The sequence below is a fragment of the Pseudomonas marginalis genome, assembly GCF_001645105.1.
GTDB lineage: Bacteria > Pseudomonadota > Gammaproteobacteria > Pseudomonadales > Pseudomonadaceae > Aquipseudomonas > Aquipseudomonas petroselini.
In genome coordinates this window covers 1-19,969 of the sequence record NZ_LKEG01000030.1, presented here as the reverse complement: position 1 = coordinate 19,969, position 19,969 = coordinate 1, and the positions used below count along the sequence as shown (strand labels likewise).

Here is a 19,969-nt window from a genome sequence, read left to right as displayed (position 1 = left end):
ATCGAGAGGCCGATGACGCGAGGCAGGTTAGTTGTGCTGTCTCAGCGGGACAAGGGGGGCAAACCTCACTCGGAAATTTCCCGCATATGAATACGATCGATCTTGCTGGCCATTAAAAACTGCCCTCTGGTATCTATTCAGTTATTCAGGGGGGAAGGAGACTGGGTAAATGAGGGCCGATATCAGCGAAAAGGTCATGCAATTGTTTGTCGACATCTGCGGCTTCATCGACCGAAGCCAGGTGTCGGAACAAACGGATTTTATTCACGACTTTAAGATCATTGATGACGACCTGACCTGCTTTGTCATGCAGATCAAATGGCAGTTCAATCTACACGCCACTCAGGCGGATTGGGACCACATCACCACGATCAACCAGATTGTCGATTTGATTGTTCAGCGCTCATAGCAGCGTTGAAGCAACTGAGTCGTCAGGGGATAAACGCCATCACCGATGCGGGTGATCCTGAACCGCCCTCCAGTCCCAGTACACCGATCACTAAGGTGGCGCCCCTGGCCGGTAAGCGGTCGAGATTGCTCAAACATTCCAGCACAATCCCATTCCTGCCCAACACGGCGTGGTTTGTCACAAATGCAGCGCTCTGTCCCGGATCAACCCCGTGAGTATCTATCCCGACTCCGGCAATCTGGCGTTGCTCAAGCAAGAACCGGATCGCCGCCTCGCCAATGCCCGGGAAGTGGGAGCCTTGCGCGTCCAGCCCGAAAAACGCTGTCGGATCGTTCCAAAGATGCTGCCAGCCGGTGTACATCAGTACCACGCAACCCGCTTCGATGAGGCCGTGCACGCGTTCCCACGCTTCAATATCCTGCGGGCAGATTTCGTAATTCGGGTTGCTTTGGGTTCTACCGCGCACATCTATCACCACGGCAGGGCGTACCAAGTCTTCGGGTTGATAGCCTTCAATTCCCATTCCGTCAGCATAGAAACTATTCGGCGCATTCATATGCGTGGCGCTGTGTTCACCCATGCTGAAGCGCCGTAGGAAATAGCCGTCCTTTTCCAACGAAGCGACGTCTTCGAACGCCACGGGGGGATCGCCCGGCCACAGCGGGATACGCGGACTGATCGGGTGACTGAGGCTGACGACCTTGCTGAGCTTACCCACCATTTTTGCCCTCCAACTGCCCCAACGGCACCCGCCGCTCTATCGCACTCGACAAAATAATCGAGGTCTTGCTGAACCCGAACTTCGCGATCCGGTTGATCAAATTCTCCAGCTCAGGCATCGACCCCACCGCCGCCTGCATGATCACGCACGGATCGCCGGTCACCCGATGGCACTCCGTCAGTTCGGGGATTTCCGCCAGCGCGTCGTACACCTTCTGACTGCCATGATTGGTCAACCGCAGCTCAATCACGCATTGGATCGGCAACCCCACCTTGGATAAATCCACCTTGGCCTGATACCCGGTGATCACCCCGCTGGCCTCCAATTTGGCCACGCGCTCGGCCACGGCGGGGGCGGAGAGGTTTACCGTGCGGGCCAATTGCGCGTAGGACGCGCGGCCGTCTTCGAGCAGGGCGCTGAGGAGCATACGGTCGTATTTGTCCATGATAAGGCTCCAGTTGCGTGCGGCTTTCGAAAACACGGGTTATAGCGTTCATAACCATGCTTTGAAAAGTGTAACGGCGTTTTAAACAGGTTTTGTAACTTATGTTTAACGACCTGCTTTTTTAGAATAAGCCTCCTATCTCCTGCCGCAGAGCTACCCAATGCCTGGCCCACGTCGCTTCCCCTTACCGTTGATCGCTGCCTTTTTTGCGTTGTATGTGATTTGGGGGTCCACCTATTTGGTGATTCGCATCGGCGTGGAGTACTGGCCGCCGCTGATGCTGGGCGGAATTCGTTTTCTGGTGGCGGGTGCGGCGATGTACGGGTTTTTGCGCTGGCGTGGAGCGCCGGCGCCGACGTGGGAGCAGTGGAAGGCGGCGGCCAAGATTGGCATTTTGCTGCTGACCTTCGGCAATGGCGCAGTGAGTGTGGCCGAGCACACTGGCGTGTCGTCCGGCGTGGCGGCACTGGCGGTGGCGACCGTACCGCTGTTCACGTTGTTGTGCGGTTATTTCTGGGGCGCGCGCAATACCCGGCTGGAATGGGCGGGCGTGATCTTGGGGATGATCGGCATCGCTATGCTCAATATGGGCAGCACGTTGCAATCGAGCCCGATGGGTGCTGCTTTGCTGCTGTTTGCTGCGGCGTCGTGGGCGTTTGGTTCGGTGTGGAGCCGGCGCCTGCCGTTGCCACCGGGAGCCATGGCCAGCGCTGCGGAAATGCTGGTGGCCGGCGTGACGCTGTTGATCGCCAGCGCGCTCACCGGCGAACGCCTGCAAGCCATGCCGCCGCTGGAAGGCTGGCTGGCCCTGGCGTACCTGGCCGTGTTCGGCTCGATCATCGCCTTCAACGCTTATATGTACCTGCTCAAGCACGTACGCCCCGCAGCGGCGACCAGTTATGCCTACGTCAACCCCGCAGTGGCGGTGTTGCTGGGGATCGTGTTTATCGGCGAGACCATCGGCCTGGAAGAAGCCTTGGCGATGTTGGTGATCATCAGCGCGGTGCTGCTGATCAGCTTGCCCCAGTGGCGAAAGCCCAAGCCGGAAATAAGGTAAACTGCGGCGCATTACGCCCTTGCGCTGAATTTTTCCTACGGTAAACACATGACTTTCGCCTCCCTTGGCCTGATCGAACCCTTGCTGCGCGCCCTTGAGACGCTTGGCTACCAGACCCCGACGCCGGTGCAGGCGCAAGCCATTCCGGCGGTGCTGGCCGGTCGCGACCTGATGGCCGCGGCCCAGACCGGCACCGGCAAAACCGCCGGTTTTGCCGTGCCGCTGCTGCAACTGCTGACCACCGAAGGGCCGAAAGTCGCCGCCAACTCGGCGCGTGCGCTGATCCTGTGCCCGACCCGCGAGCTGGCCGAGCAGGTTCATGCCAGCGTCGCCGAGTACGCCCAACACCTGCCACTCACCACCTACGCGGTGTACGGCGGCGTGAGCATCAACCCGCAGATGATGAAGCTGCGCAAAGGTGTCGATATTCTGGTCGCCACGCCTGGCCGCCTGATCGACCTGTTCCGCCAGAACGCGCTGAAACTCAACCAGCTGCAAACCCTGGTGCTGGATGAAGCCGACCGCATGCTCGACCTGGGCTTCTCCGAAGAGCTGGCGAACATCTACCGCATGTTGCCGAAAAAGCGCCAGACCCTGCTGTTCTCCGCGACCTTTTCCGATGAGATCCGCCTGCTGGCCGGGCAGATGCTCAACGACCCGCTGACCATCGAAGTCAGCCCGCGCAACGTCGCCGCCAACACCGTGAAGCAGTGGGTGGTGCCGGTGGACAAGAAGCGCAAGCCGGAGCTGTTTGTGCACTTGATGCGCAAAGGCCGCTGGAAGCAGGTGCTGGTGTTCGCCAAGACCCGTAACGGCGTGGATGCGCTGGTGGATAAGTTGCAAGGCCTGGGCATCAACGCCGACGGTATCCACGGCGACAAGCCACAAGCCACTCGCCAACGTGCGCTGGACCGCTTCAAGTCGAGCGAAGTGCAGATCCTGGTGGCCACCGACGTGGCGGCCCGTGGCCTGGACATCGAAGATTTGCCGCTGGTGGTCAACTTTGACCTGCCGATCGTGGCCGAGGATTACATCCACCGCATCGGTCGTACCGGGCGTGCGGGCAACACCGGCGAAGCGATTTCCCTGGTGTGTGCCGATGAAGTAAACATGCTGTCGGCGATCGAGATGCTCACGCGTCAGACCCTGACGCGCAAGATGGAGCCGGACTTCGAACCGGAGCACCGTGTGCCGGACACCGACGCCAGCGGGCAGGTGGTGAAGAAGCCGAAGAAACCGAAGAAGCCTAAGGCGTCAGGGGGTGGCGGTAAGCGCAACCTGGGCAAGTGGGTGGACAGCGGGGATGCGGCGCCGGTGGAGCCTTCGATCAAGCCGGTGCGCAAGGTGCCTGTGTTTAATACGGGGCCGCGTAAGAAGAAGTGATTTTTCGGCGCTGCTGATGGCCTCATCGGGGGCAAGTCGAATCGTCGCACCGCCCCTCCCACATTTGACTGTATTCACACATCAAAATGTGGGAGCTGGCTTGCCTGCGATGCCGGCTCTGGATTCACCGCACATCTCAGCGCTTAAGCCATTCCAACATCCCCCGCCCAGCCGCCCTTCCGCTGGCAAAGCATCCTGTCAGTAGGTAGCCCCCGGTCGGCGCTTCCCAATCCAGCATCTCCCCCGCACAAAACACCCCCGGCAACTGCTTGAGCATCAAACGCTCATCCAACGCCTCAAACGGCACGCCACCTGCGGTGCTGATGGCTTCATCCATCGGCCGTGTCTTCACCAATATCAGCGGCAAGGCCTTGATATCCACCGCCAGTTGCGCCGGGTCATTGAAGTGCCCGGCCGGTGCCAACTCACGCAACAGCGCGGCCTTCACCCCCTCCAACCCCAATTGACTGTGCAAATGCTTGCTCATCGAACGTGAACCGCGCGGCTTGGCCAAGGCGGCCTGGACCTTGTCCAGCGGCTTGCTCGGCAGCAAGTCGATATGCACGGTGGCCGATCCGTTGCGATTGATCGCCTCACGAATCGGCGCCGACAGTGCATAGATCAAACTGCCTTCGATACCGGTCGCCGTGACCACGCATTCGCCCAGCCGAGGTTTGTCATCCGCCAGCCCAATGGCAACGTTCTTCAGCGGCGCGCCGGCGAATTTGCTGACCATCAATTCGCTCCAGGCCGACACCTCGAAGCCGCAGTTGCTCGGTTGCAGGGGGGCGTAGGGCACGCCTTTGTCTTCCAGCAACTTGAGCCAGGCACCGTCGGAACCCAGGCGCGACCAACTGCCACCGCCCAACGCCAGCAGCACGGCGTCGCTGTGGACAACTTTATCGCCGTCCGGGCTGTGGATAAGTAAACCACCCTCTGCATTCCACCCCACCCAACGATGCCGGGTGTGGATAACGACGCCTTGTTCGCGCAGGCGCTTGAGCCAGGCGCGCAGCAGCGGGGCGGCTTTCATATCGGTAGGGAATACTCGGCCGGAGGTGCCGACGAAGGTCTCGATGCCCAGGCCGTGAATCCATTCGCACAACGCCTCGGCGCCAAACCCACGCAGCAGTGGCGCCATGTGCGGCGCACGTTCGGCATACCGGGAGAGAAACGCCGGGTACGCCTCGGAGTGGGTGATGTTCATGCCGCCCACGCCGGCCAGCAGGAATTTGCGCCCCACCGAGGGCATGCCGTCGTACAGGTCCACGCGCACGCCCGCTTGGCTCAGGACTTCGGCCGCCATCAGCCCGGCAGGGCCGCCACCGATCAGGGTGACGTGGTGAGGTGAGGTCTGGGGCATGGGCAGGGCTTTGGTGGCTTGAATAGGCCGCGTATTCTACCCGACGACAGCGTGGCTGCCTGATCAAAAAACGTACACTTTCCTACAAGCCTTACGGCTGCTTGCTTTCAGAGGCTTACGCTCAAGTTATCCACAGGTGGTTCCACAGGCAATGTGGGTAACGCCCACGGTTCAATGACAACCTGATGACGTCCACACCCGTTGCGCACTGTGGTGCAGGATGCCGTGGCGACGGGCCAGGGCGGGGCGGTCCTTGCTGTAGCCGCCGCCGATCACACCCATCACCGGAATATCGCGGCCCAGGCAGTGGCGCATCACGCTTTCGTCGCGGGCGGCGACGCCGGCGTCTGTCAGCTTGAGGTAACCGAGGGCGTCGTCCTTGTGCACATCGACGCCGGCGTCGTAGAGCACCAGGTCCGGTTGATACAGCGGCAGCAGGTAGTTGAGCGCGTCGTCCACCACCTTGAGGTAATCGGCATCGCCCATGCCCATGGGCAGCGGAATGTCCCAGTCGCTCTGGGCCTTGCGTGCGGGGAAGTTCTTTTCGCAGTGCAGCGACACGGTGATGGCATCCGGCGTGTCGTGGAGGATGCGCGCGGTGCCGTCGCCCTGGTGCACGTCGCAATCGAAGATCAGCACGCGGTTGACCCGGCCGCTGGCCAGCAGGTAATGGCTGATCACCGCCAGGTCATTGAAGATGCAAAAGCCCGCCGGGTAATCGTAATGGGCGTGGTGGGTGCCGCCCGCCAGGTGGCACGCCAGGCCGTGTTCCAGCGCCTGTTCTGCCGCGAGAATCGAGCCGCCGACCGCACGCACGGTGCGCCGGGCCAGGGCTTCGTTCCACGGCAGGCCGAGGCGGCGCTGGTCTTCGCGGGACAGTTCGCCACTCATGTAGCGTTCGATATACCCCGTGTCATGGGCCAGGGCCAGAATCTGCGCTGGGCACAGCTGCGGGCGCAGCAATTGGCTGTCCTCGGTCAGGCCACTGTCCACCAGGTGGTCGCGCAACAGGCGGAATTTGTCCATGGGGAACCGATGTTCCGCCGGGAACTCGGGGCTGTAGTCATCGTGGTAGATCAATGGCAAAGGCATGGGATTTTCTGACGGGAACCTGCGAGGGATCTTAACAGCGCGGTACACTCACGCACATGGCAAGGGAGGGGACCCATGGAGCCGATACTTGAATTGGAAAGCGCACGCCTGGTGCTGCGCCAATGGCGCGACAGCGACCTGCTGGAATTTGCACGCATGTGCGCCGACCCGCAGGTGATGCGCTATTTCCCGGCCACGTTGAGCCACCTGGAAAGCGCCGCCTTGATCGGCCGGATTCGCGGCCACTTCGCCGAATACGGCTTTGGCCTGTGGGCGTTACAGCGCAAGGACACGGGTGAATTCATCGGCCTCACCGGGCTGGCGAATGTCAGCTTTGAAACCGACTTTACCCCGGCGGTGGAAATCGGCTGGCGCCTGGCCCGCGAGCACTGGGGCCTGGGATACGCCAGCGAGGCGGCCTGGACGGCGTTGCGCTGTGGTTTCGACCGTTTGCAGTTGGACGAAATCGTCGCGTTCACCACCGAAGCCAATCTGCCATCACAAAAAGTCATGCAGGCCATCGGTATGCATTACGATCCGCTGGCAGATTTTGAACACCCCAAGGTCGCAGCCGATGACCCGCTGCGCCATCATGTTTTGTATCGCATCACCCGCGCCCAATGGTTGGACACGCTGCACGGATAGGCAGCCCGGAATGCCCCGTAGATTTTAGGAGTTGCTCTATGAGCCAAGTATTGGAAGATCTGGTGGACTTGCTGACCCTGGAGCCGATCGAGGAAAACCTCTTTCGCGGCCGCAGCCAGGACCTGGGCTTTCGCCAATTGTTTGGTGGCCAGGTGCTCGGCCAGTCGTTGTCGGCAGCCAGCCAGACCGTAGAAGAAGCGCGGCATGTGCATTCCCTGCACGGTTATTTTCTGCGCCCTGGCGACGCGAAGTTGCCGGTGGTTTACTCGGTGGACCGCGTGCGCGACGGCGGCAGTTTCAGTACGCGCCGCGTGACGGCGATCCAGAAGGGCCACCCGATCTTCACCTGCACCACTTCGTTCCAATACGACGAACAAGGCTTCGATCACCAGACCACCATGCCCGTAGTGGTCGGTCCGGAAAACTTGCCGTCGGAGCTGGAACTGACCCAGCAGCGGGCGCACCTGATCCCCGAGCACATGCGCGACAAGCTGCTGTGCCCCAAACCGATCGAAGTGCGCCCGGTGACCGAGAAAGACCCGTTCAACCCGCAGCCCTCCGACCCGGTCAAATATGTGTGGTTCCGCGCCGACGGCGCCCTGGCCGACACGCCGGCGTTGCATAAGTACCTGCTGGCCTACGCCTCGGACTTCGGCCTGCTGACCACCTCCTTGCTGCCCCACGGCAAGACCGTGTGGCAGAAAGACATGCAAGTCGCCAGCCTCGACCACGCGTTGTGGTTCCATGCCGACCTGCGTGCCGATGATTGGCTGTTGTACGCCATGGACAGCCCGTGGGCCGGCAATTCCCGTGGGTTCTCCCGTGGCAGCGTGTACAACCGCGCCGGGCAATTGGTGGCCTCGGTGACGCAGGAAGGTTTGATTCGTCATCGCAAGGATTGGGCATGAGCCTGGCGGACGTCAGGCACTGGGTGTTCGACATGGACGGCACCCTCACGGTGGCCGTGCATGACTTTGCGGCCATTCGCGTGGCGCTGGAGATTCCACCCGAGGACGACATCCTCACTCACTTGGCGGCATTGCCGGGGGAGGTCGCGACGGCCAAGCATGCCTGGCTGCTGGAGCATGAACGGGAGCTGGCGCAGCGTTCCGTCGCGGCTGAAGGCGCCGTGGAACTGGTGCGCGAGCTGGCCGGGCGGGGTGATCGCCTGGGTATCCTGACCCGCAATGCGCGGGAATTGGCACATATAACGCTGGAGGCGATTGGCCTGGCGGACTGCTTTGCCGTCGAGGATGTGCTGGGGCGTGACGATGCGCCGCCGAAGCCGGACCCGGGTGGTTTGCTGAAACTGGCAGCAGCCTGGGACGTGGCGCCCAGCGAGATGGTGATGGTCGGCGATTATCGCTTTGACCTGGACTGTGGCCGGGCGGCGGGGGCGCGGACGGTGTTGGTGAACCTGCCGGAAAATCCCTGGCCTGAATTGGCGGATTGGCATGCCGAGGATTGTGCGGTGCTGCGCCGGATGATCCAGCCCATACGCTGACAATCAAATGTGGGAGGGAGCTTGCCCCCTCCCACATTTTTAATCCGGTTTCGGCAGTTATTTCCCGAAGAGTACTTTCTGGCCTTCCGGCGACGTAAACATCCCATCCCCGTTATGCCCCACCCCCGGCACCTCCACCAGCCTATGGCTCAACTGCGGATGCCGCTGCTTGAGGTAGTCAAAATAGTTGTGCCCGCGAATCAGGCGATACGCGCCCTGGGTCTCGGCGGCGCAGCTTTTATCCAGCGCGGGATGGTTCGGGTCGGTGTCTTGCTGGCCCAGCAGGTAGGTGATGTTGCGTGACACGTACGTTTTTTCAAGCTGCTCGGCGCTCTGACCTTTGGCGTAGTCCGGCAGGTTTTGCATGCCGTATTTCCAGTCGTTGAAACCGGGACAACTGGCGGTGTCGAACTTCACCGGGCGCTGCGGGCTGAAGTAGGCGTAGGACGACGGGTTGGCCACCACGTAGCGCAAGCTGATGCCTTCGGTCTGCAGCATCGGGTGGTCGTGGCCCGTGAGGGCGAAACGCTGCACCACCTGGCCGCCGCCGGAGTGGCCGGCGACCACGATTTCTTTCAGCGCCGGGAACAATGTGCGGTTGCCCAGGTGCTTGATAATCTGGTCCAGCGCGCCGTAGGAACTGATTTGGCCCGGCCCGGTCGAGGGCTCGCCGGCCATCCAGTCGTTGCCCTTCCAACGCAGTACCGAGTTGCCCAGGTGGTTGCGCTTCACGTCGGACGCGTTGAGAAACTGCGGCGCGATCACCAGCGTGCTGGCGGTAAGCCCGGCATGCTCGGCGGCATCTTCACCGCTTTGCAGGTAGGTCTGCGCATTGCGCAGGCGGCCGTGCACGATGATCAAGGCGCGGGTGACCGTGGGCAGTGGCTGTCGCCAGTCCTGGCTCAAGCCCAGGCTGAGGTCGCCGGCCTCCAGGTGGAAACGATCGGGACTGACTTCTTTGACGCCATGCTCTTTTACGACAGGCTCGGCGGCCAAGGCGGAACAGGTGACTAGCGCACCCAGCAGCAATCCCAATCGTTTATTCATCTAGAGGCTCTTGGCGGCAAAGGTGTCGCATTGAGTGATCTGGCCCTGGGCGAAGCCGGTCTTGAACCAGCGCACGCGCTGCGCCGAGGTGCCGTGGGTAAACGAGTCCGGCACGACGCGCCCTTGACCCTGTTGCTGCAAGCGGTCATCGCCAATGGCGTTGGCCGCATTCAGTGCTTCCTCAATGTCACCGGGTTCCAGCCAGTTCAGGCGCTTTTGCGCACGGTTGGCCCACACCCCGGCGAAGCAGTCGGCTTGCAGCTCCTGACGCACCAACAGGCCGCCGTCGCCTTGCATCTGGCGGCCTTGCTGGCGTGCGGCCTGGATCTTCGACGAAATGCCCAGCAGTGTCTGCACGTGGTGCCCGACTTCGTGGGCGATCACATAGGCCTGGGCGAAGTCGCCGGCGGCCTGGAAGCGTTGCGACATTTCCCGGAAGAAGTCCAGGTCCAGGTACACCTGTTGGTCAGCCGGGCAATAGAACGGGCCACTGGCCGAGGTGGCGCCACCGCAGGCGGAGTTGACCCGGCCACGGAACAGAATCAGTTTCGGGTTCTTGTACGCCAGGCCGTTTTCCTTGAACACCTGGCCCCAGGTGTCCTCGGTATCGCCCAACACGGCCCGTACAAAATCGGCTTGTTCATCGTTGGCCGGCGGCGCCTCGCGCGATTGGGTGCTCACCGAGGGCGCCTGTTCCATCTGGCCGGTCAGTTGGCCGAGGATCTGCAACGGGTCCTGGCCGGTCATCCAGCCGATGCCGACGATCAGCACAATCGCCGTCAGGCTCAAGCCTTTACCGCCCCCAAAGCGCATGCCGCCGCCACCCCCGCCACTGTCATCGCGGGCATCCACCACGTTGTCGCTGCGTCGGCCTTTTTTCCATAGCATGGGGCAATCCTCTTGATGAACGGTCCTACAGGGATGTTGGTTGAGTATGGCCGTTATTAGCGGCAATACCCTTCGCCGGTATCGACAATCAGGCAGTCCTTTTTATCCGCCAGCCATTTCAGCCCGGTGGCTTCACCGTCACCGGCGCGCAGCAGTTGCGGGCCGTCCGGGCGGTTGAAGGCGATGCCGTCTTCATTGGCCTCACCTTTGAAGGTGCCGGCGTCATCGGCGTCGAGGCCGTATTGCATGGTGAGGAGGTAGTGACCACGGCCGATGCTGTCATCCTTGGCGATGGTCAGGTACAGGCCTTCGACGCCGATCCACTTGCCCACCCATTTGTCGGTTGGCGGCGTTTGCGGCACGAGGGTCGCTTGTACGGACGCCGGTGCGGGTTTTGGCGCTTCCTTGGATTCCTGATTACAGGCAGTCAGCAGAGCAAGGGCAGACAGAATAAAAAGCGTTTTTTTCATAGCGGCAAGGCCTTGGTTAAAAAGTGTACAGCGCGAGGGCAATCGTGCAGCGTTGGACTCGAATCCCGTGATTTAGTGCGCTGTTCGCCCGGTGTTTGGTTATGCTCTTGGGGCAGACTCCGGCCCGGCTGCTAGATTACCGGGTTGAGCGCTGCTTCGTTCAGTGCTCAGCGTTCAGCTCGCCACGCAAGAGAATCCAATGACTGTCAGTACCCCCCTTTCCGGCATCAACCATCCTTTCAAAGGCATTCTGCTGATTGTACTGGCGACGTTCCTGTTCTCCAGCCACGATGCCCTGTCCAAATACCTGGCCGGGTTCTACCCGATCGTGATGGTGGTGTGGGCGCGGTACCTGGTGCACACCTTGTTGATGGCCGGCATTTTCCTGCCGCAATCGGGGTTGCGCGTACTGCGCAGCAAACGGCCGGGGATGCAGGTGGTGCGGGCGCTGTGTCTGCTGGGCACCAGCTTGTTCTTCACGGCGGCGCTGCATTACATCCCCTTGGCCGAAGCCACGGCAGTGAACTTCCTGGCGCCCATCCTGGTGACGGCGCTATCGGTGCCGCTGCTGGGTGAGCACGTGACACGCGGCCAATGGCTGGCGGTGATCTGTGGCTTTATCGGGGTGCTGGTGATCATCCATCCAGGCGGCGAACTCTTCACGCCGGCGGTGTTGCTGCCGCTGTGTTCGGCGCTGTTCTTCTGCTTCTACCAACTGCTCACGCGCATCCTGAGTAAGTTCGACACCCCCACCACCAGCAACTTCTTTGCCGGGCTGTGCAATACCTTGGTGATGAGCGCCATGGTGCCGTTCTTCTGGCAGATCCCCACGCTGTGGCATGGCGTGTTGATGCTGGCCCTGGGCACGTGCGGCATGACCGCGCACTTGATGTTGACCCAGGCGTTCCGCTTCGCGGCGCCGGCCTTGCTGGCGCCGTTCGGCTATTGCCAGATCGTGTTTGCGGGGTTGTTGGGCTGGCTGGTGTTCAACCATACCCCCGATGTGACCACGGTGGTCGGCATCGGGGTGATCTGCATGAGCGGGTTGGCCGCTGCCTGGCAGCAGCGGCGCAGATAGCTCTGACGGTTGCTCAGACGTCTACGGTAGGGATCTTGCGCGGCGCCATGAAGTACATCCAGGTCAGCGCAATGAAGTACATCGCCGGGATCAGGGTGAACAACACTGTGTAGTTGTTGTTCGTCACGGTGAGAATGTGGCCGACGATCTGGGTCATGAACATACCGCCGATGGCCGCGCACATGCCGCCGAAACCAAACACCGTACTCATCATGTGCTTGGGCGTGTAGTCCATCACCAGGCTCCAGATGTTGGCGGTCCAGGCCTGGTGCGCACCAATCGCCAGGGAGATGGCAAACACCGCGACCCACAGCTGGCTGGAACCGGCGGCCATGATCACGCCGACGATGCAGCAGGCAAACAGCAGCATCGACAGCAGGCGTGCCTTGATCGGGTTCATGCCTCGGCCGATCAGGAACGACGACAGAATCCCACCCCCCACGCTGCCGAAGTCGGCGGTCAGGTAAATGATGATCAGTGGAATGCCCATCTGGGTCACGTTGATGCCCAGGTTGTATTGCTGGTTCAGGAACGGCGGCAGCCAATACAGGTAGAACCAGAACACCGGCGCGGTGAGGGCATACGCGATGGCGAAGGCCCAGGTGCCGCGCATCCGCAGGATACGGCTGAAGGGGACGCCCGGTTGTTCCGGCTCGACTTGCTGCTGCACGTAGTCCAATTCGGATTGTTTGACCGAAGGGTGGTCTTCCGGGTTGTAGTACTTCAAACCCCAGAACACCAGCCAGATCGCACCGAGCGAGGCCATGCACAGGAACGCCGCCTGCCAGCCCCACACATGCAGGATCAACGGCAGCAGCATCGGGGTCATCATCGCGCCGACGTTGGTGCCGGCGTTGAAGATGCCGGTGGCCACGGCACGTTCACCCGCCGGGAACCACAACCGCGTGGTCTTGACGCACGCCGGGTAGTTGGCGGCTTCGGTCAACCCGAGGATAAAGCGGCAGACCATAAAGCCCACCGCCGAGGTGGCCAGGCCGTGAGCGCCGGTTGCCAGGCTCCACAGCAGTACGGCGAAGAAGAACACGCGTTTGACGCCGACCCGGTCGATCAGGCGGCCTTGCAGCACAAAGCCGACGGCGTAGCCGACCTGGAACCAGAAGTTGATGTTGGCGTAGTCCATCGCCGTCCAGCTCATCTCTTTGGCCAGGATCGGTTGCATCACGCCCAGTGCGGCGCGGTCGATGTAGTTGAGGGTGGTGGCGAAAAACACCAGGGCCAGCATGCCCCAGCGCGTTTTGCCCACGGCCAGGGCGCCGCGGATCTTGTCGCCGATGCCGGCGTGCGGGTTGCCCGGGCGGTCGGCCAGGACGGAGTTTTGCAGAGGCATGTGGTTGTACCCGTTTTTTGAAATTTTTATGGTGTGTTCTGGGTCTTTGTTACTGGATCGATGGTGCGCAGCGCTTAAAAAATCGTCAATTCGCCAAACAGGCATAGTGTTCGATAATCGCACCAAAAACTAACCGGTTCGTACATTTTAATTGCTGTCGACAGTTTAGCGGCCAATAATTTGCCGTAAATAAGACCAGCCTCAAATGCCGGGAGTCGCCCATGCAACGCTCTATTGCCACCGTTTCCTTGAGCGGAACCCTGCCGGAAAAACTCGAAGCCATCGCGGCCGCCGGGTTTGATGGCGTCGAAATCTTCGAAAACGATCTGCTGTATTACGATGGCAGCCCGCGTGAAGTTAGGCAGATGTGCGCCGACCTCGGCATTGCTATCACGTTGTTCCAGCCGTTCCGCGACTTTGAAGGTTGCCGCCGTGACCGCCTGGCGCGCAACCTCGAGCGTGCCGAGCGCAAGTTCGACCTGATGCAGGAGTTGGGCACCGACTTGGTGCTGGTGTGCAGCAATGCCTCGGCCGATTGCGTGGGTGATGAACGCATTCTACTGGATGACTTGAGCCTGCTGGCCGAACATGCTGGCCGCCGTGGCCTGCGTATCGGCTATGAAGCCTTGGCCTGGGGCAAGCATGTGAACACCTGGCAACAGGTGTGGAACCTGGTGCGTCAGGTCGATCACCCCAGCCTGGGCGTGTTGCTCGACAGCTTTCACACCCTGTCGCTCAAGGGCGACCCGAGCGCCATTGCCGACATCCCCGGCGACAAGATTTTCTTCGTGCAAATGGCCGACGCGCCGGTCCTGGCCATGGACGTCCTGGAGTGGAGCCGGCATTTTCGCTGCTTCCCCGGCCAAGGCGAATTCGACCTGGCGGGTTTCCTCGCGCCGATCATCAAGAGTGGCTACACCGGGCCACTGTCCCTGGAGATTTTCAACGACGGCTTCCGCGCCGCGCCAACTCGGGCGAACGCAGCGGATGGCCTGCGCTCCTTGCTGTACCTGGAAGAGAAAACCCGCGAGCGTCTGAAACAGGAAGCGCCCGCGCAACCTGCCGAGATTCTGTTTGATACCCCGGCGGCCAGCGAATACGACGGCATCGAGTTCCTCGAGTTTGCCGTGGACGAAAGCCTCGGCGCCAAGCTCACTCATTGGTTGGAACGCCTGGGGTTCGTCAAGGCCGGGCAGCATCGCTCCAAGAGCGTGAGCCTGTTGCGCCAGGGCGATATCAACCTGATTCTCAACTGTGAACCCTATTCGTTTGCCCACAACTTTTTCGAAGCCCACGGGCCGTCGTTGTGCGCCACTGCGATTCGGGTCAAGGACAGCGCGAAGGCGCTGGAGCGGGCGGTGGCGTACAAGGGCCAGCCGTATCGCGGCCTGGTCGGGCCCAACGAGTTGGAGCTGGCGGCGGTGCGCGCGCCGGATGGCAGCCTGATTTACCTGGTGGACCCGAGCGAAGGCGGGCTGTACGACACCGACTTCAACCTGCAGCCCGCCGCTTCAACCAGCGGCGGCTTGTTGCGCATCGACCACATGGCCATGGCGTTGCCGGCCGACAGCCTCGACAGTTGGGTGCTGTTCTACAAGAGCCTGCTGGATTTCGAAGCCGACGACGAAGTGGTGCTGCCTGACCCTTACGGCTTGGTGAAAAGCCGCGCCCTGCGCAGCCGCTGCAGTTCGATCCGCCTGCCGCTGAATATCTCCGAGAACCGCAACACGGCCATTTCCCACGCACTGTCGAGCTATCGCGGCTCGGGCGTGCACCACATTGCCTTCGACTGCGCGGATATTTTCGCCGAAGTGCGCCGCGCCAAAGACGCGGGTGTGCCGCTGCTGGATATTCCGCTCAACTATTACGATGATCTGGCGGCGCGTTTCGATTTCGACGACGAATTCCTCAGCGAGCTGGCGTACTACAACGTGCTCTACGACCGCGACGCCCAAGGCGGTGAGTTGTTTCACGTGTACACCGAGCCGTTTGAAGGGCGGTTTTTCTTCGAGATCATCCAGCGCAAGAACGGTTATGCCGGCTACGGCGCGGCCAACGTGGCGGTGCGCCTGGCGGCGATGGCCAAATCGCGCAGCGGTGCGGTGCGCCAGGCGCGTTTATAACGGCTGGCGAGGTGCTTCCTTCGGGAGGCCTCGCGGCCCATAATCAGCGCCTGCATAACACTGGCCGTGAGCGCACCATGACCTCCGAGGCACCCCGCAAGAGCCGGAAGAACAACCCGGAAAAGACCCGCGAAAACATACTCCAGGAAGCCATTGTCGAGTTTGTCCAGCAGGGCCTTTCCGGCGCTCGCGTGGATGCGATCGCCGAGCGCATCCACACCTCCAAACGCATGATCTATTACTACTTCGGCAGTAAGGAGCAGTTGTACGTCGAGGTGCTGGAGAAGCTCTACGGTGACATCCGCAACACCGAAACCCGCATGAACCTCACCGCCCTGGAACCGCGTGATGCTATTCGGCGGCTGGTGGAGTTCACGTTCGATCACCACGACCAGAACGTGGATTTCGTGCGCATCGTCAGCATCGAAAATATCCACAATGCCGAATACGTAAAGCGTTCGGATTCGATCAAGGCGATGAACAGCAACATCCTCGAGGCGCTGGGTGCGACGTTGCGTCGTGGGGCCGAGATGGGCGTGTTTCGGGAAGGGTTGGAGCCGCTGGATGTTCACTTGCTGATCAATTCGTTCAGCTTTTACCGGGTGTCCAACCGCCATACGTTCAGTGAGATCTTTCAGATCGAACTGTCGGATGAGGCGATCAAGCAGCGGCACCGCGAGATGATTTGTGAGTCGGTGATGCGGTACCTGCAGGCCTGAGTACTCAGGTTGGAATGCAATCAAATGTGGGAGGGGGCTTGCCCCCGATTGCGGCAGGCCAGTTCCTGATAAGGTGCCTGATCCACCGCCATCGGGGGCAAGCCCCCTCCCACATTTTGCTCCGGTTTCTACCGTCAGGTATTCATGCTTTGGAAGTGCAGCAGCATCCGCTGTGCATCCGGCGCTTCTCCACTGAACAACTCAAACGCCTTCACCGCCTGAAACACCGCCATGTTGCCGCCATCCAGCGTGCGGCAACCCAAGGCGCGGGCGTCGCGCAGCAGTTGGGTTTCCAGCGGGAAGTACACGATTTCGGCGACCCATAATTCAGCCCGCAACAAGGACGCAGGCACCGGCGTGCCGGGCAACTTGGCCATGCCCATCGGTGTGGTGTTGACCAAGCCATCGGCCTCGGCCATCGCATTTTCCAAGTGTGTGCCGACCTGCGCACGCCCTGTGCCGAAGCGCTGAGCCAGGTTATCCACAAGATCGCGCGCTCGGCTGGCGTCCACATCGAAAATACTCAAGTGCTGCACGCCTTCCGCCAGCAGCGCATGGGCCACTGCTGCACCTGCACCGCCGGCGCCCATCTGCACCACGCGTTGGCGGGCGACGTCGTTCAAGTTGCGCCGAAACCCTTCGGCGAACCCAAGGCAATCGGTGTTGTGGCCGATGCGTTTGCCGTCCTTGAACACCACCGTGTTAACCGCGCCAATGCCCCGGGCTTCGTCGGACAATTCATCGAGCAATGGCAGGATTGCCTGCTTGCACGGGTAGGTGATGTTCAGCCCGGTAAAGTGCATCAGCTCGGCGGCTTCCAGCAAGTCGGGCAGGGCATTGATGTCCAGGCGCAGCGGTTCAAGGTCGATCAGGCGATACAGGTAGCGCAAACCTTGGGCATCGCCTTCCTGTTCATGCAGGGCAGGGGTGCGCGAGGCCTGGATGCCGCTGCCGATCAAGCCGGCGAGAATGCGCGGTTTCATCGGGCTGCCCCTTTGAGCAGGTGGCTGAAATGTTCCAGGGCCAGGTGGTAGCCATGGCTGCCGAACCCGGCGAGCACCGACTTGGCGATGGGCGATACGAAAGAGTGATGACGGAACGCCTCACGGGCATGCACGTTGGACAGGTGCACTTCGATCACCGGCACTTCGCTGGCGACCAGTGCATCGCGAATCGCCACCGACGTGTGCGTCCAGGCTGCCGGGTTGATCACAATACCGGCGCAACGGGCGCGGGCGCCGTGGATCCAGTCGAGTAATTCGCCTTCGTGGTTGGTCTGGCGAAATTCGATTTTCAGCCCGAGCTGTTCGGCGCTGCGGCCACACAGGGCAGCGACATCGGCCAGGGTTTCATGGCCATAGGTGGCGGGCTCACGGGTGCCGAGCAGGTTGAGGTTGGGGCCATTGAGCACCAGCACGATGGGCGGCATAGGGAGGGTCTCCACAGTTATTGTTCGTTGTGGGGATAAAATGTACTGGTTAGTTAATTTGGTCAATTGATGGCAGCGGATCTGTTCGATTACCGAACTGTTAATCAGACCCGTCACGCGCTGGAATCAGATTAGATATCAATTGAAAATCATTCTCGACAACGCTTAAGATGCCCGCCTGTTTCCTTAACATTCCAGGGAGTCGGTTTGTCGGACGTGGATCTCAAAGGCCTGTTTCTCAAGCACGCCGATACCCTGCGCGGGTATCTGGCGCGCAAGGTACGGGACCCGCAGTTGGCCGCAGACCTGGTGCAGGAGAGCTTCCTGCGCCTGGCGGAAAAACCGGCCGGCGAGCGCATCGACAACTCCCAGGGCTATCTCTATCGAACGGCGAGCAATCTGCTGATCGACCATATTCGCCAGGAAGCACGGCGCAAGACAGACTCCGTGCCCCATGAGGCGCTGGCCGAGATTGAAGATGACGTGGCCGGGTTGGAGGCTCAGGCAATGGCGCAGCAACAGCGACAGGCATTGAAGCAGGCACTGGCGGAGTTGCCGGAACGCACCCAGCAGATTTTCCGTCTCAATCGCATCGAAGGCATGACCCACGCCCAGGTCGCCCGGCACCTGGACATTTCTGACAGTTCCGTGCAAAAGCACTTGGCCAAGGCGTTGGCCTACGTGATGCAGCGCTTGCAGGAAGGCGAGGTGGCGCCATCCGACGAATGAATTACCGAAAAATGCCAGGTCAGTCGTCACAGCGTTACATAACGAAAAATTCGAGATTCACACGTGAATAGCCAGGGTCCGCAACAGCACAGCATTACCGAGGCAGCCGCCGAGTGGGCGGTGCGCTTGCACGCCGGTGCCCTGACCGACCAGGAGCAGGCCGAGCTGCAGCATTGGATCGCCTGCGACAGCCGCCACGAAGCGGCCTTGCGCTTTGCCGAACAGACGTGGGCGGCATTGGGTGAGGTGTACAAGGACGAACCGCTGCAGCGTCAACGCCCGCCGGCGGCGACGCTGCCGGTGCGCCGGTCCAAGCGGCGCAGGCCATGGCAACGTGCGGCGGCTGTCGCGCTGGTCGTGGTGGTGGCCGGTGTTGGCTGGGTGCGCGGGCCGGACGTGCTGTTGCGCCTGCAAGCCGACTACATCACCCAGAAAGGCGAGGTGCGCACCGTGCACCTCGCCGATGGCAGTACCGTAGAGCTGGATTCCGGCAGTGCCATCCGCCTGGACTACGACGGTGTGCAACGCCGTATCAGTCTGCTCCAGGGCTCGGCGATCTTTGATGTGGCGCCGAGGGTGGGCCAGGAAACCCGGCCGTTCGTGGTGCAGAGCGCCGGGGGGCAAACCCGTGCGCTGGGCACGCGGTTTGTGGTGGCGCGCGAGGGCGATAGCCAGGCGTGGGTTGGGGTGCTGGAGCACAGTGTTGAGGTTTCCCTGCAAGCTATCCCGAAAAAAGGTCCGGCCGACAGGGTGCTTAAGGAGGGCCTGGCTGCACGCTACAACCTCCAGGAAGGCATCGTGCCCATCGACCAGCTCGATGTAGAGCGGGCCACCAGTTGGCGGCGCGGTGTGTTGATCTTTGATCGCCAGCCGCTGGCCAAGGTCATCGAGCAACTTAACCGCTATCGTCCTGGGCGTGTGGTGCTGGCGGATTCGGCGCTGGGGGATCGCGAGGTCAGCGGGGTGTTTCGGCTTGATATGCTCGACACTGCCCTTGGCATTCTCACCCAGGAGCTGCACGTGCAGCGTTTGGATCTGGCGGGCCTCAGCTTGATCTATTGATTGTCCTGTAGGTGTGGGCTGGACCTGTGGTGAGTTAGGCCTGCTCCCGCTGGCGGCCTGACAGCTGACCGCGATCCAAATGTGGGAGGGGGCTTGCTCCCGATAGCGGTGTGTCAGTCAATTCATCAGGTGACTGATTCAGCGCCATCGGGGCCTCGGTATCTACACCATTTTGGGTATGGCGCTGGACCTGTGGCGAGGGAGCTTGCTCCCGCTGGCGGCCTGACAGCTGACCATAATCTAACGGTTACCCCGCGATCCAAATGTGGGAGGGGGCTTGCCNTGGCGAGGGAGCTTGCTCCCGCTGGCGGGCTGGCAGACGACCAGGATGTTGGATCAGACCGGGTACATATCCGTTATTTAGGTCACGGCCACTATGGGTTCCGCCCTTACGGCCATCCCTTTCAAGGTCTTTAGTAAAATCCCCTGAAATTTCATTCAGGGGTACCGAAAGATG

21 protein-coding genes are annotated in these 19,969 nt (G+C 61.3%); 11 read left to right on the top strand and 10 right to left on the bottom strand.

Going from position 1 to position 19,969, the window contains the following annotated elements:
* Positions 1–169 precede the first annotated feature (169 nt).
* Complete coding sequence (locus AO064_RS08015) at positions 170–409, top strand: acyl carrier protein (protein WP_064052952.1); 240 nt, start codon at positions 170–172, stop codon at positions 407–409.
* A 22-nt stretch (positions 410–431) separates the two neighbouring features.
* Here the strand turns inward: AO064_RS08015 and AO064_RS08010 are convergent, their stop codons facing one another.
* Together AO064_RS08010 and AO064_RS08005 are read right to left on the bottom strand one after the other, a co-directional pair.
* Positions 432–1,130, bottom strand: coding sequence for a cyclase family protein (locus AO064_RS08010; RefSeq protein ID WP_064052951.1), 699 nt, complete (start codon positions 1,128–1,130; stop codon positions 432–434).
* The gene (locus AO064_RS08005; protein ID WP_053138029.1) at positions 1,120–1,575 is read right to left on the bottom strand and encodes an Lrp/AsnC family transcriptional regulator; all 456 of its coding nucleotides are present in this window, start codon (positions 1,573–1,575) and stop codon (positions 1,120–1,122) included. Before AO064_RS08005 ends, AO064_RS08010 begins: the two co-directional genes overlap by 11 nt.
* A gap of 160 nt (positions 1,576–1,735) precedes the next feature.
* Between AO064_RS08005 and yedA the strand changes: the two genes are divergently transcribed.
* Together yedA and rhlE1 are read left to right on the top strand one after the other, a co-directional pair.
* Complete coding sequence (yedA, locus tag AO064_RS08000; RefSeq protein WP_015886027.1) at positions 1,736–2,632, top strand: drug/metabolite exporter YedA; 897 nt, start codon at positions 1,736–1,738, stop codon at positions 2,630–2,632.
* Positions 2,633–2,680: 48 nt separating this feature from the next.
* Positions 2,681–4,015 (top strand): RNA helicase RhlE1, encoded by a 1,335-nt coding sequence (gene rhlE1 / locus AO064_RS07995; RefSeq protein ID WP_064052950.1) that lies wholly within the window; start codon positions 2,681–2,683, stop codon positions 4,013–4,015.
* Positions 4,016–4,151: 136 nt separating this feature from the next.
* On the opposite strand, the gene AO064_RS07990 is transcribed toward rhlE1, so the two are convergent.
* Positions 4,152–5,378, bottom strand: a complete 1,227-nt coding sequence (locus AO064_RS07990; protein ID WP_064052949.1) for a TIGR03862 family flavoprotein — start codon at positions 5,376–5,378, stop codon at positions 4,152–4,154.
* Positions 5,379–5,549: 171 nt separating this feature from the next.
* Complete coding sequence (locus AO064_RS07985; protein ID WP_015886024.1) at positions 5,550–6,470, bottom strand: histone deacetylase family protein; 921 nt, start codon at positions 6,468–6,470, stop codon at positions 5,550–5,552.
* Between the two features lie 75 nt (positions 6,471–6,545).
* On the opposite strand from AO064_RS07985, the gene AO064_RS07980 reads away from it, so the two are divergent.
* The 3 genes from AO064_RS07980 to AO064_RS07970 are packed head-to-tail and all read left to right on the top strand — an operon-like array spanning position 6,546 to position 8,619.
* On the top strand, positions 6,546–7,115 hold the full coding sequence (locus AO064_RS07980) for a GNAT family N-acetyltransferase (protein ID WP_015886023.1): 570 nt from the start codon (positions 6,546–6,548) through the stop codon (positions 7,113–7,115).
* Positions 7,116–7,153: 38 nt separating this feature from the next.
* A complete protein-coding gene (tesB, locus tag AO064_RS07975; protein ID WP_015886022.1) occupies positions 7,154–8,023 on the top strand; it encodes an acyl-CoA thioesterase II in 870 nt (289 codons plus the stop codon).
* Entirely contained in the window at positions 8,020–8,619 is a 600-nt protein-coding gene (locus tag AO064_RS07970; protein ID WP_064052948.1) for an HAD family hydrolase, read from the top strand. Before tesB ends, AO064_RS07970 begins: the two co-directional genes overlap by 4 nt.
* Before the next feature lie 57 nt (positions 8,620–8,676).
* On the opposite strand, the gene AO064_RS07965 is transcribed toward AO064_RS07970, so the two are convergent.
* The 3 genes from AO064_RS07965 to AO064_RS07955 are packed head-to-tail and all read right to left on the bottom strand — an operon-like array spanning position 8,677 to position 11,024.
* Positions 8,677–9,666 carry a hypothetical protein gene (locus tag AO064_RS07965; RefSeq protein WP_064052947.1) on the bottom strand — a complete coding sequence of 330 codons (990 nt, stop codon included), beginning with the start codon at positions 9,664–9,666 and terminating at the stop codon, positions 8,677–8,679.
* Positions 9,667–10,554 (bottom strand): KPN_02809 family neutral zinc metallopeptidase, encoded by an 888-nt coding sequence (gene ypfJ, locus AO064_RS07960; protein ID WP_064052946.1) that lies wholly within the window; start codon positions 10,552–10,554, stop codon positions 9,667–9,669.
* A 56-nt stretch (positions 10,555–10,610) separates the two neighbouring features.
* Entirely contained in the window at positions 10,611–11,024 is a 414-nt protein-coding gene (locus tag AO064_RS07955; RefSeq protein WP_064052945.1) for a membrane lipoprotein lipid attachment site-containing protein, read from the bottom strand.
* 199 nt (positions 11,025–11,223) lie between these two features.
* Here AO064_RS07955 and AO064_RS07950 point away from each other — a divergent pair, with 199 nt between their 5' ends.
* Positions 11,224–12,102 carry a DMT family transporter gene (locus tag AO064_RS07950; RefSeq protein WP_046036589.1) on the top strand — a complete coding sequence of 293 codons (879 nt, stop codon included), beginning with the start codon at positions 11,224–11,226 and terminating at the stop codon, positions 12,100–12,102.
* Between the two features lie 13 nt (positions 12,103–12,115).
* Here the strand turns inward: AO064_RS07950 and AO064_RS07945 are convergent, their stop codons facing one another.
* Complete coding sequence (locus tag AO064_RS07945; RefSeq protein WP_064052944.1) at positions 12,116–13,450, bottom strand: MFS transporter; 1,335 nt, start codon at positions 13,448–13,450, stop codon at positions 12,116–12,118.
* A gap of 221 nt (positions 13,451–13,671) precedes the next feature.
* Here AO064_RS07945 and quiC point away from each other — a divergent pair, with 221 nt between their 5' ends.
* A complete protein-coding gene (gene quiC, locus AO064_RS07940) occupies positions 13,672–15,573 on the top strand; it encodes a 3-dehydroshikimate dehydratase QuiC (RefSeq protein WP_015886015.1) in 1,902 nt (633 codons plus the stop codon).
* A 77-nt stretch (positions 15,574–15,650) separates the two neighbouring features.
* Positions 15,651–16,292 carry a TetR/AcrR family transcriptional regulator gene (locus AO064_RS07935; protein WP_043205941.1) on the top strand — a complete coding sequence of 214 codons (642 nt, stop codon included), beginning with the start codon at positions 15,651–15,653 and terminating at the stop codon, positions 16,290–16,292.
* 134 nt (positions 16,293–16,426) lie between these two features.
* Here AO064_RS07935 and AO064_RS07930 read toward each other — a convergent pair whose 3' ends face one another.
* On the bottom strand, positions 16,427–17,275 hold the full coding sequence (locus AO064_RS07930) for a shikimate dehydrogenase (RefSeq protein WP_064052943.1): 849 nt from the start codon (positions 17,273–17,275) through the stop codon (positions 16,427–16,429).
* Positions 17,272–17,721, bottom strand: a complete 450-nt coding sequence (gene aroQ, locus AO064_RS07925) for a type II 3-dehydroquinate dehydratase (RefSeq protein ID WP_015886012.1) — start codon at positions 17,719–17,721, stop codon at positions 17,272–17,274. The genes AO064_RS07930 and aroQ overlap by 4 nt, the downstream gene beginning before the upstream one ends.
* Positions 17,722–17,928: 207 nt before the next feature.
* On the opposite strand from aroQ, the gene AO064_RS07920 reads away from it, so the two are divergent.
* Together AO064_RS07920 and AO064_RS07915 are read left to right on the top strand one after the other, a co-directional pair.
* A complete protein-coding gene (locus AO064_RS07920; protein ID WP_015886011.1) occupies positions 17,929–18,450 on the top strand; it encodes an RNA polymerase sigma factor in 522 nt (173 codons plus the stop codon).
* Between the two features lie 63 nt (positions 18,451–18,513).
* A complete protein-coding gene (locus AO064_RS07915) occupies positions 18,514–19,512 on the top strand; it encodes a FecR family protein (RefSeq protein WP_015886010.1) in 999 nt (332 codons plus the stop codon).
* The last annotated feature ends 457 nt before the right edge of the window (positions 19,513–19,969 follow it).

Excerpts from the sequence above, each read along its gene's own strand:
- AO064_RS08010 (WP_064052951.1), bottom strand. The coding sequence starts at position 1,130 with ATGGTGGGTAAGCTCAGCAAGGTCGTCAGCCTCAGTCACCCGATCAGT.
- quiC (WP_015886015.1), top strand. The coding sequence starts at position 13,672 with ATGCAACGCTCTATTGCCACCGTTTCCTTGAGCGGAACCCTGCCGGAA.
- AO064_RS08005 (WP_053138029.1), bottom strand. The coding sequence starts at position 1,575 with ATGGACAAATACGACCGTATGCTCCTCAGCGCCCTGCTCGAAGACGGC.
- AO064_RS07935 (WP_043205941.1), top strand. The coding sequence starts at position 15,651 with ATGACCTCCGAGGCACCCCGCAAGAGCCGGAAGAACAACCCGGAAAAG.
- aroQ (WP_015886012.1), bottom strand. The coding sequence starts at position 17,721 with ATGCCGCCCATCGTGCTGGTGCTCAATGGCCCCAACCTCAACCTGCTC.
- AO064_RS07930 (WP_064052943.1), bottom strand. The coding sequence starts at position 17,275 with ATGAAACCGCGCATTCTCGCCGGCTTGATCGGCAGCGGCATCCAGGCC.
- AO064_RS08015 (WP_064052952.1), top strand. The coding sequence starts at position 170 with ATGAGGGCCGATATCAGCGAAAAGGTCATGCAATTGTTTGTCGACATC.
- tesB (WP_015886022.1), top strand. The coding sequence starts at position 7,154 with ATGAGCCAAGTATTGGAAGATCTGGTGGACTTGCTGACCCTGGAGCCG.
- yedA (WP_015886027.1), top strand. The coding sequence starts at position 1,736 with ATGCCTGGCCCACGTCGCTTCCCCTTACCGTTGATCGCTGCCTTTTTT.
- AO064_RS07970 (WP_064052948.1), top strand. The coding sequence starts at position 8,020 with ATGAGCCTGGCGGACGTCAGGCACTGGGTGTTCGACATGGACGGCACC.
- AO064_RS07955 (WP_064052945.1), bottom strand. The coding sequence starts at position 11,024 with ATGAAAAAAACGCTTTTTATTCTGTCTGCCCTTGCTCTGCTGACTGCC.
- AO064_RS07965 (WP_064052947.1), bottom strand. The coding sequence starts at position 9,666 with ATGAATAAACGATTGGGATTGCTGCTGGGTGCGCTAGTCACCTGTTCC.
- AO064_RS07980 (WP_015886023.1), top strand. The coding sequence starts at position 6,546 with ATGGAGCCGATACTTGAATTGGAAAGCGCACGCCTGGTGCTGCGCCAA.
- AO064_RS07950 (WP_046036589.1), top strand. The coding sequence starts at position 11,224 with ATGACTGTCAGTACCCCCCTTTCCGGCATCAACCATCCTTTCAAAGGC.
- AO064_RS07985 (WP_015886024.1), bottom strand. The coding sequence starts at position 6,470 with ATGCCTTTGCCATTGATCTACCACGATGACTACAGCCCCGAGTTCCCG.
- AO064_RS07945 (WP_064052944.1), bottom strand. The coding sequence starts at position 13,450 with ATGCCTCTGCAAAACTCCGTCCTGGCCGACCGCCCGGGCAACCCGCAC.
- ypfJ (WP_064052946.1), bottom strand. The coding sequence starts at position 10,554 with ATGCTATGGAAAAAAGGCCGACGCAGCGACAACGTGGTGGATGCCCGC.
- AO064_RS07990 (WP_064052949.1), bottom strand. The coding sequence starts at position 5,378 with ATGCCCCAGACCTCACCTCACCACGTCACCCTGATCGGTGGCGGCCCT.
- rhlE1 (WP_064052950.1), top strand. The coding sequence starts at position 2,681 with ATGACTTTCGCCTCCCTTGGCCTGATCGAACCCTTGCTGCGCGCCCTT.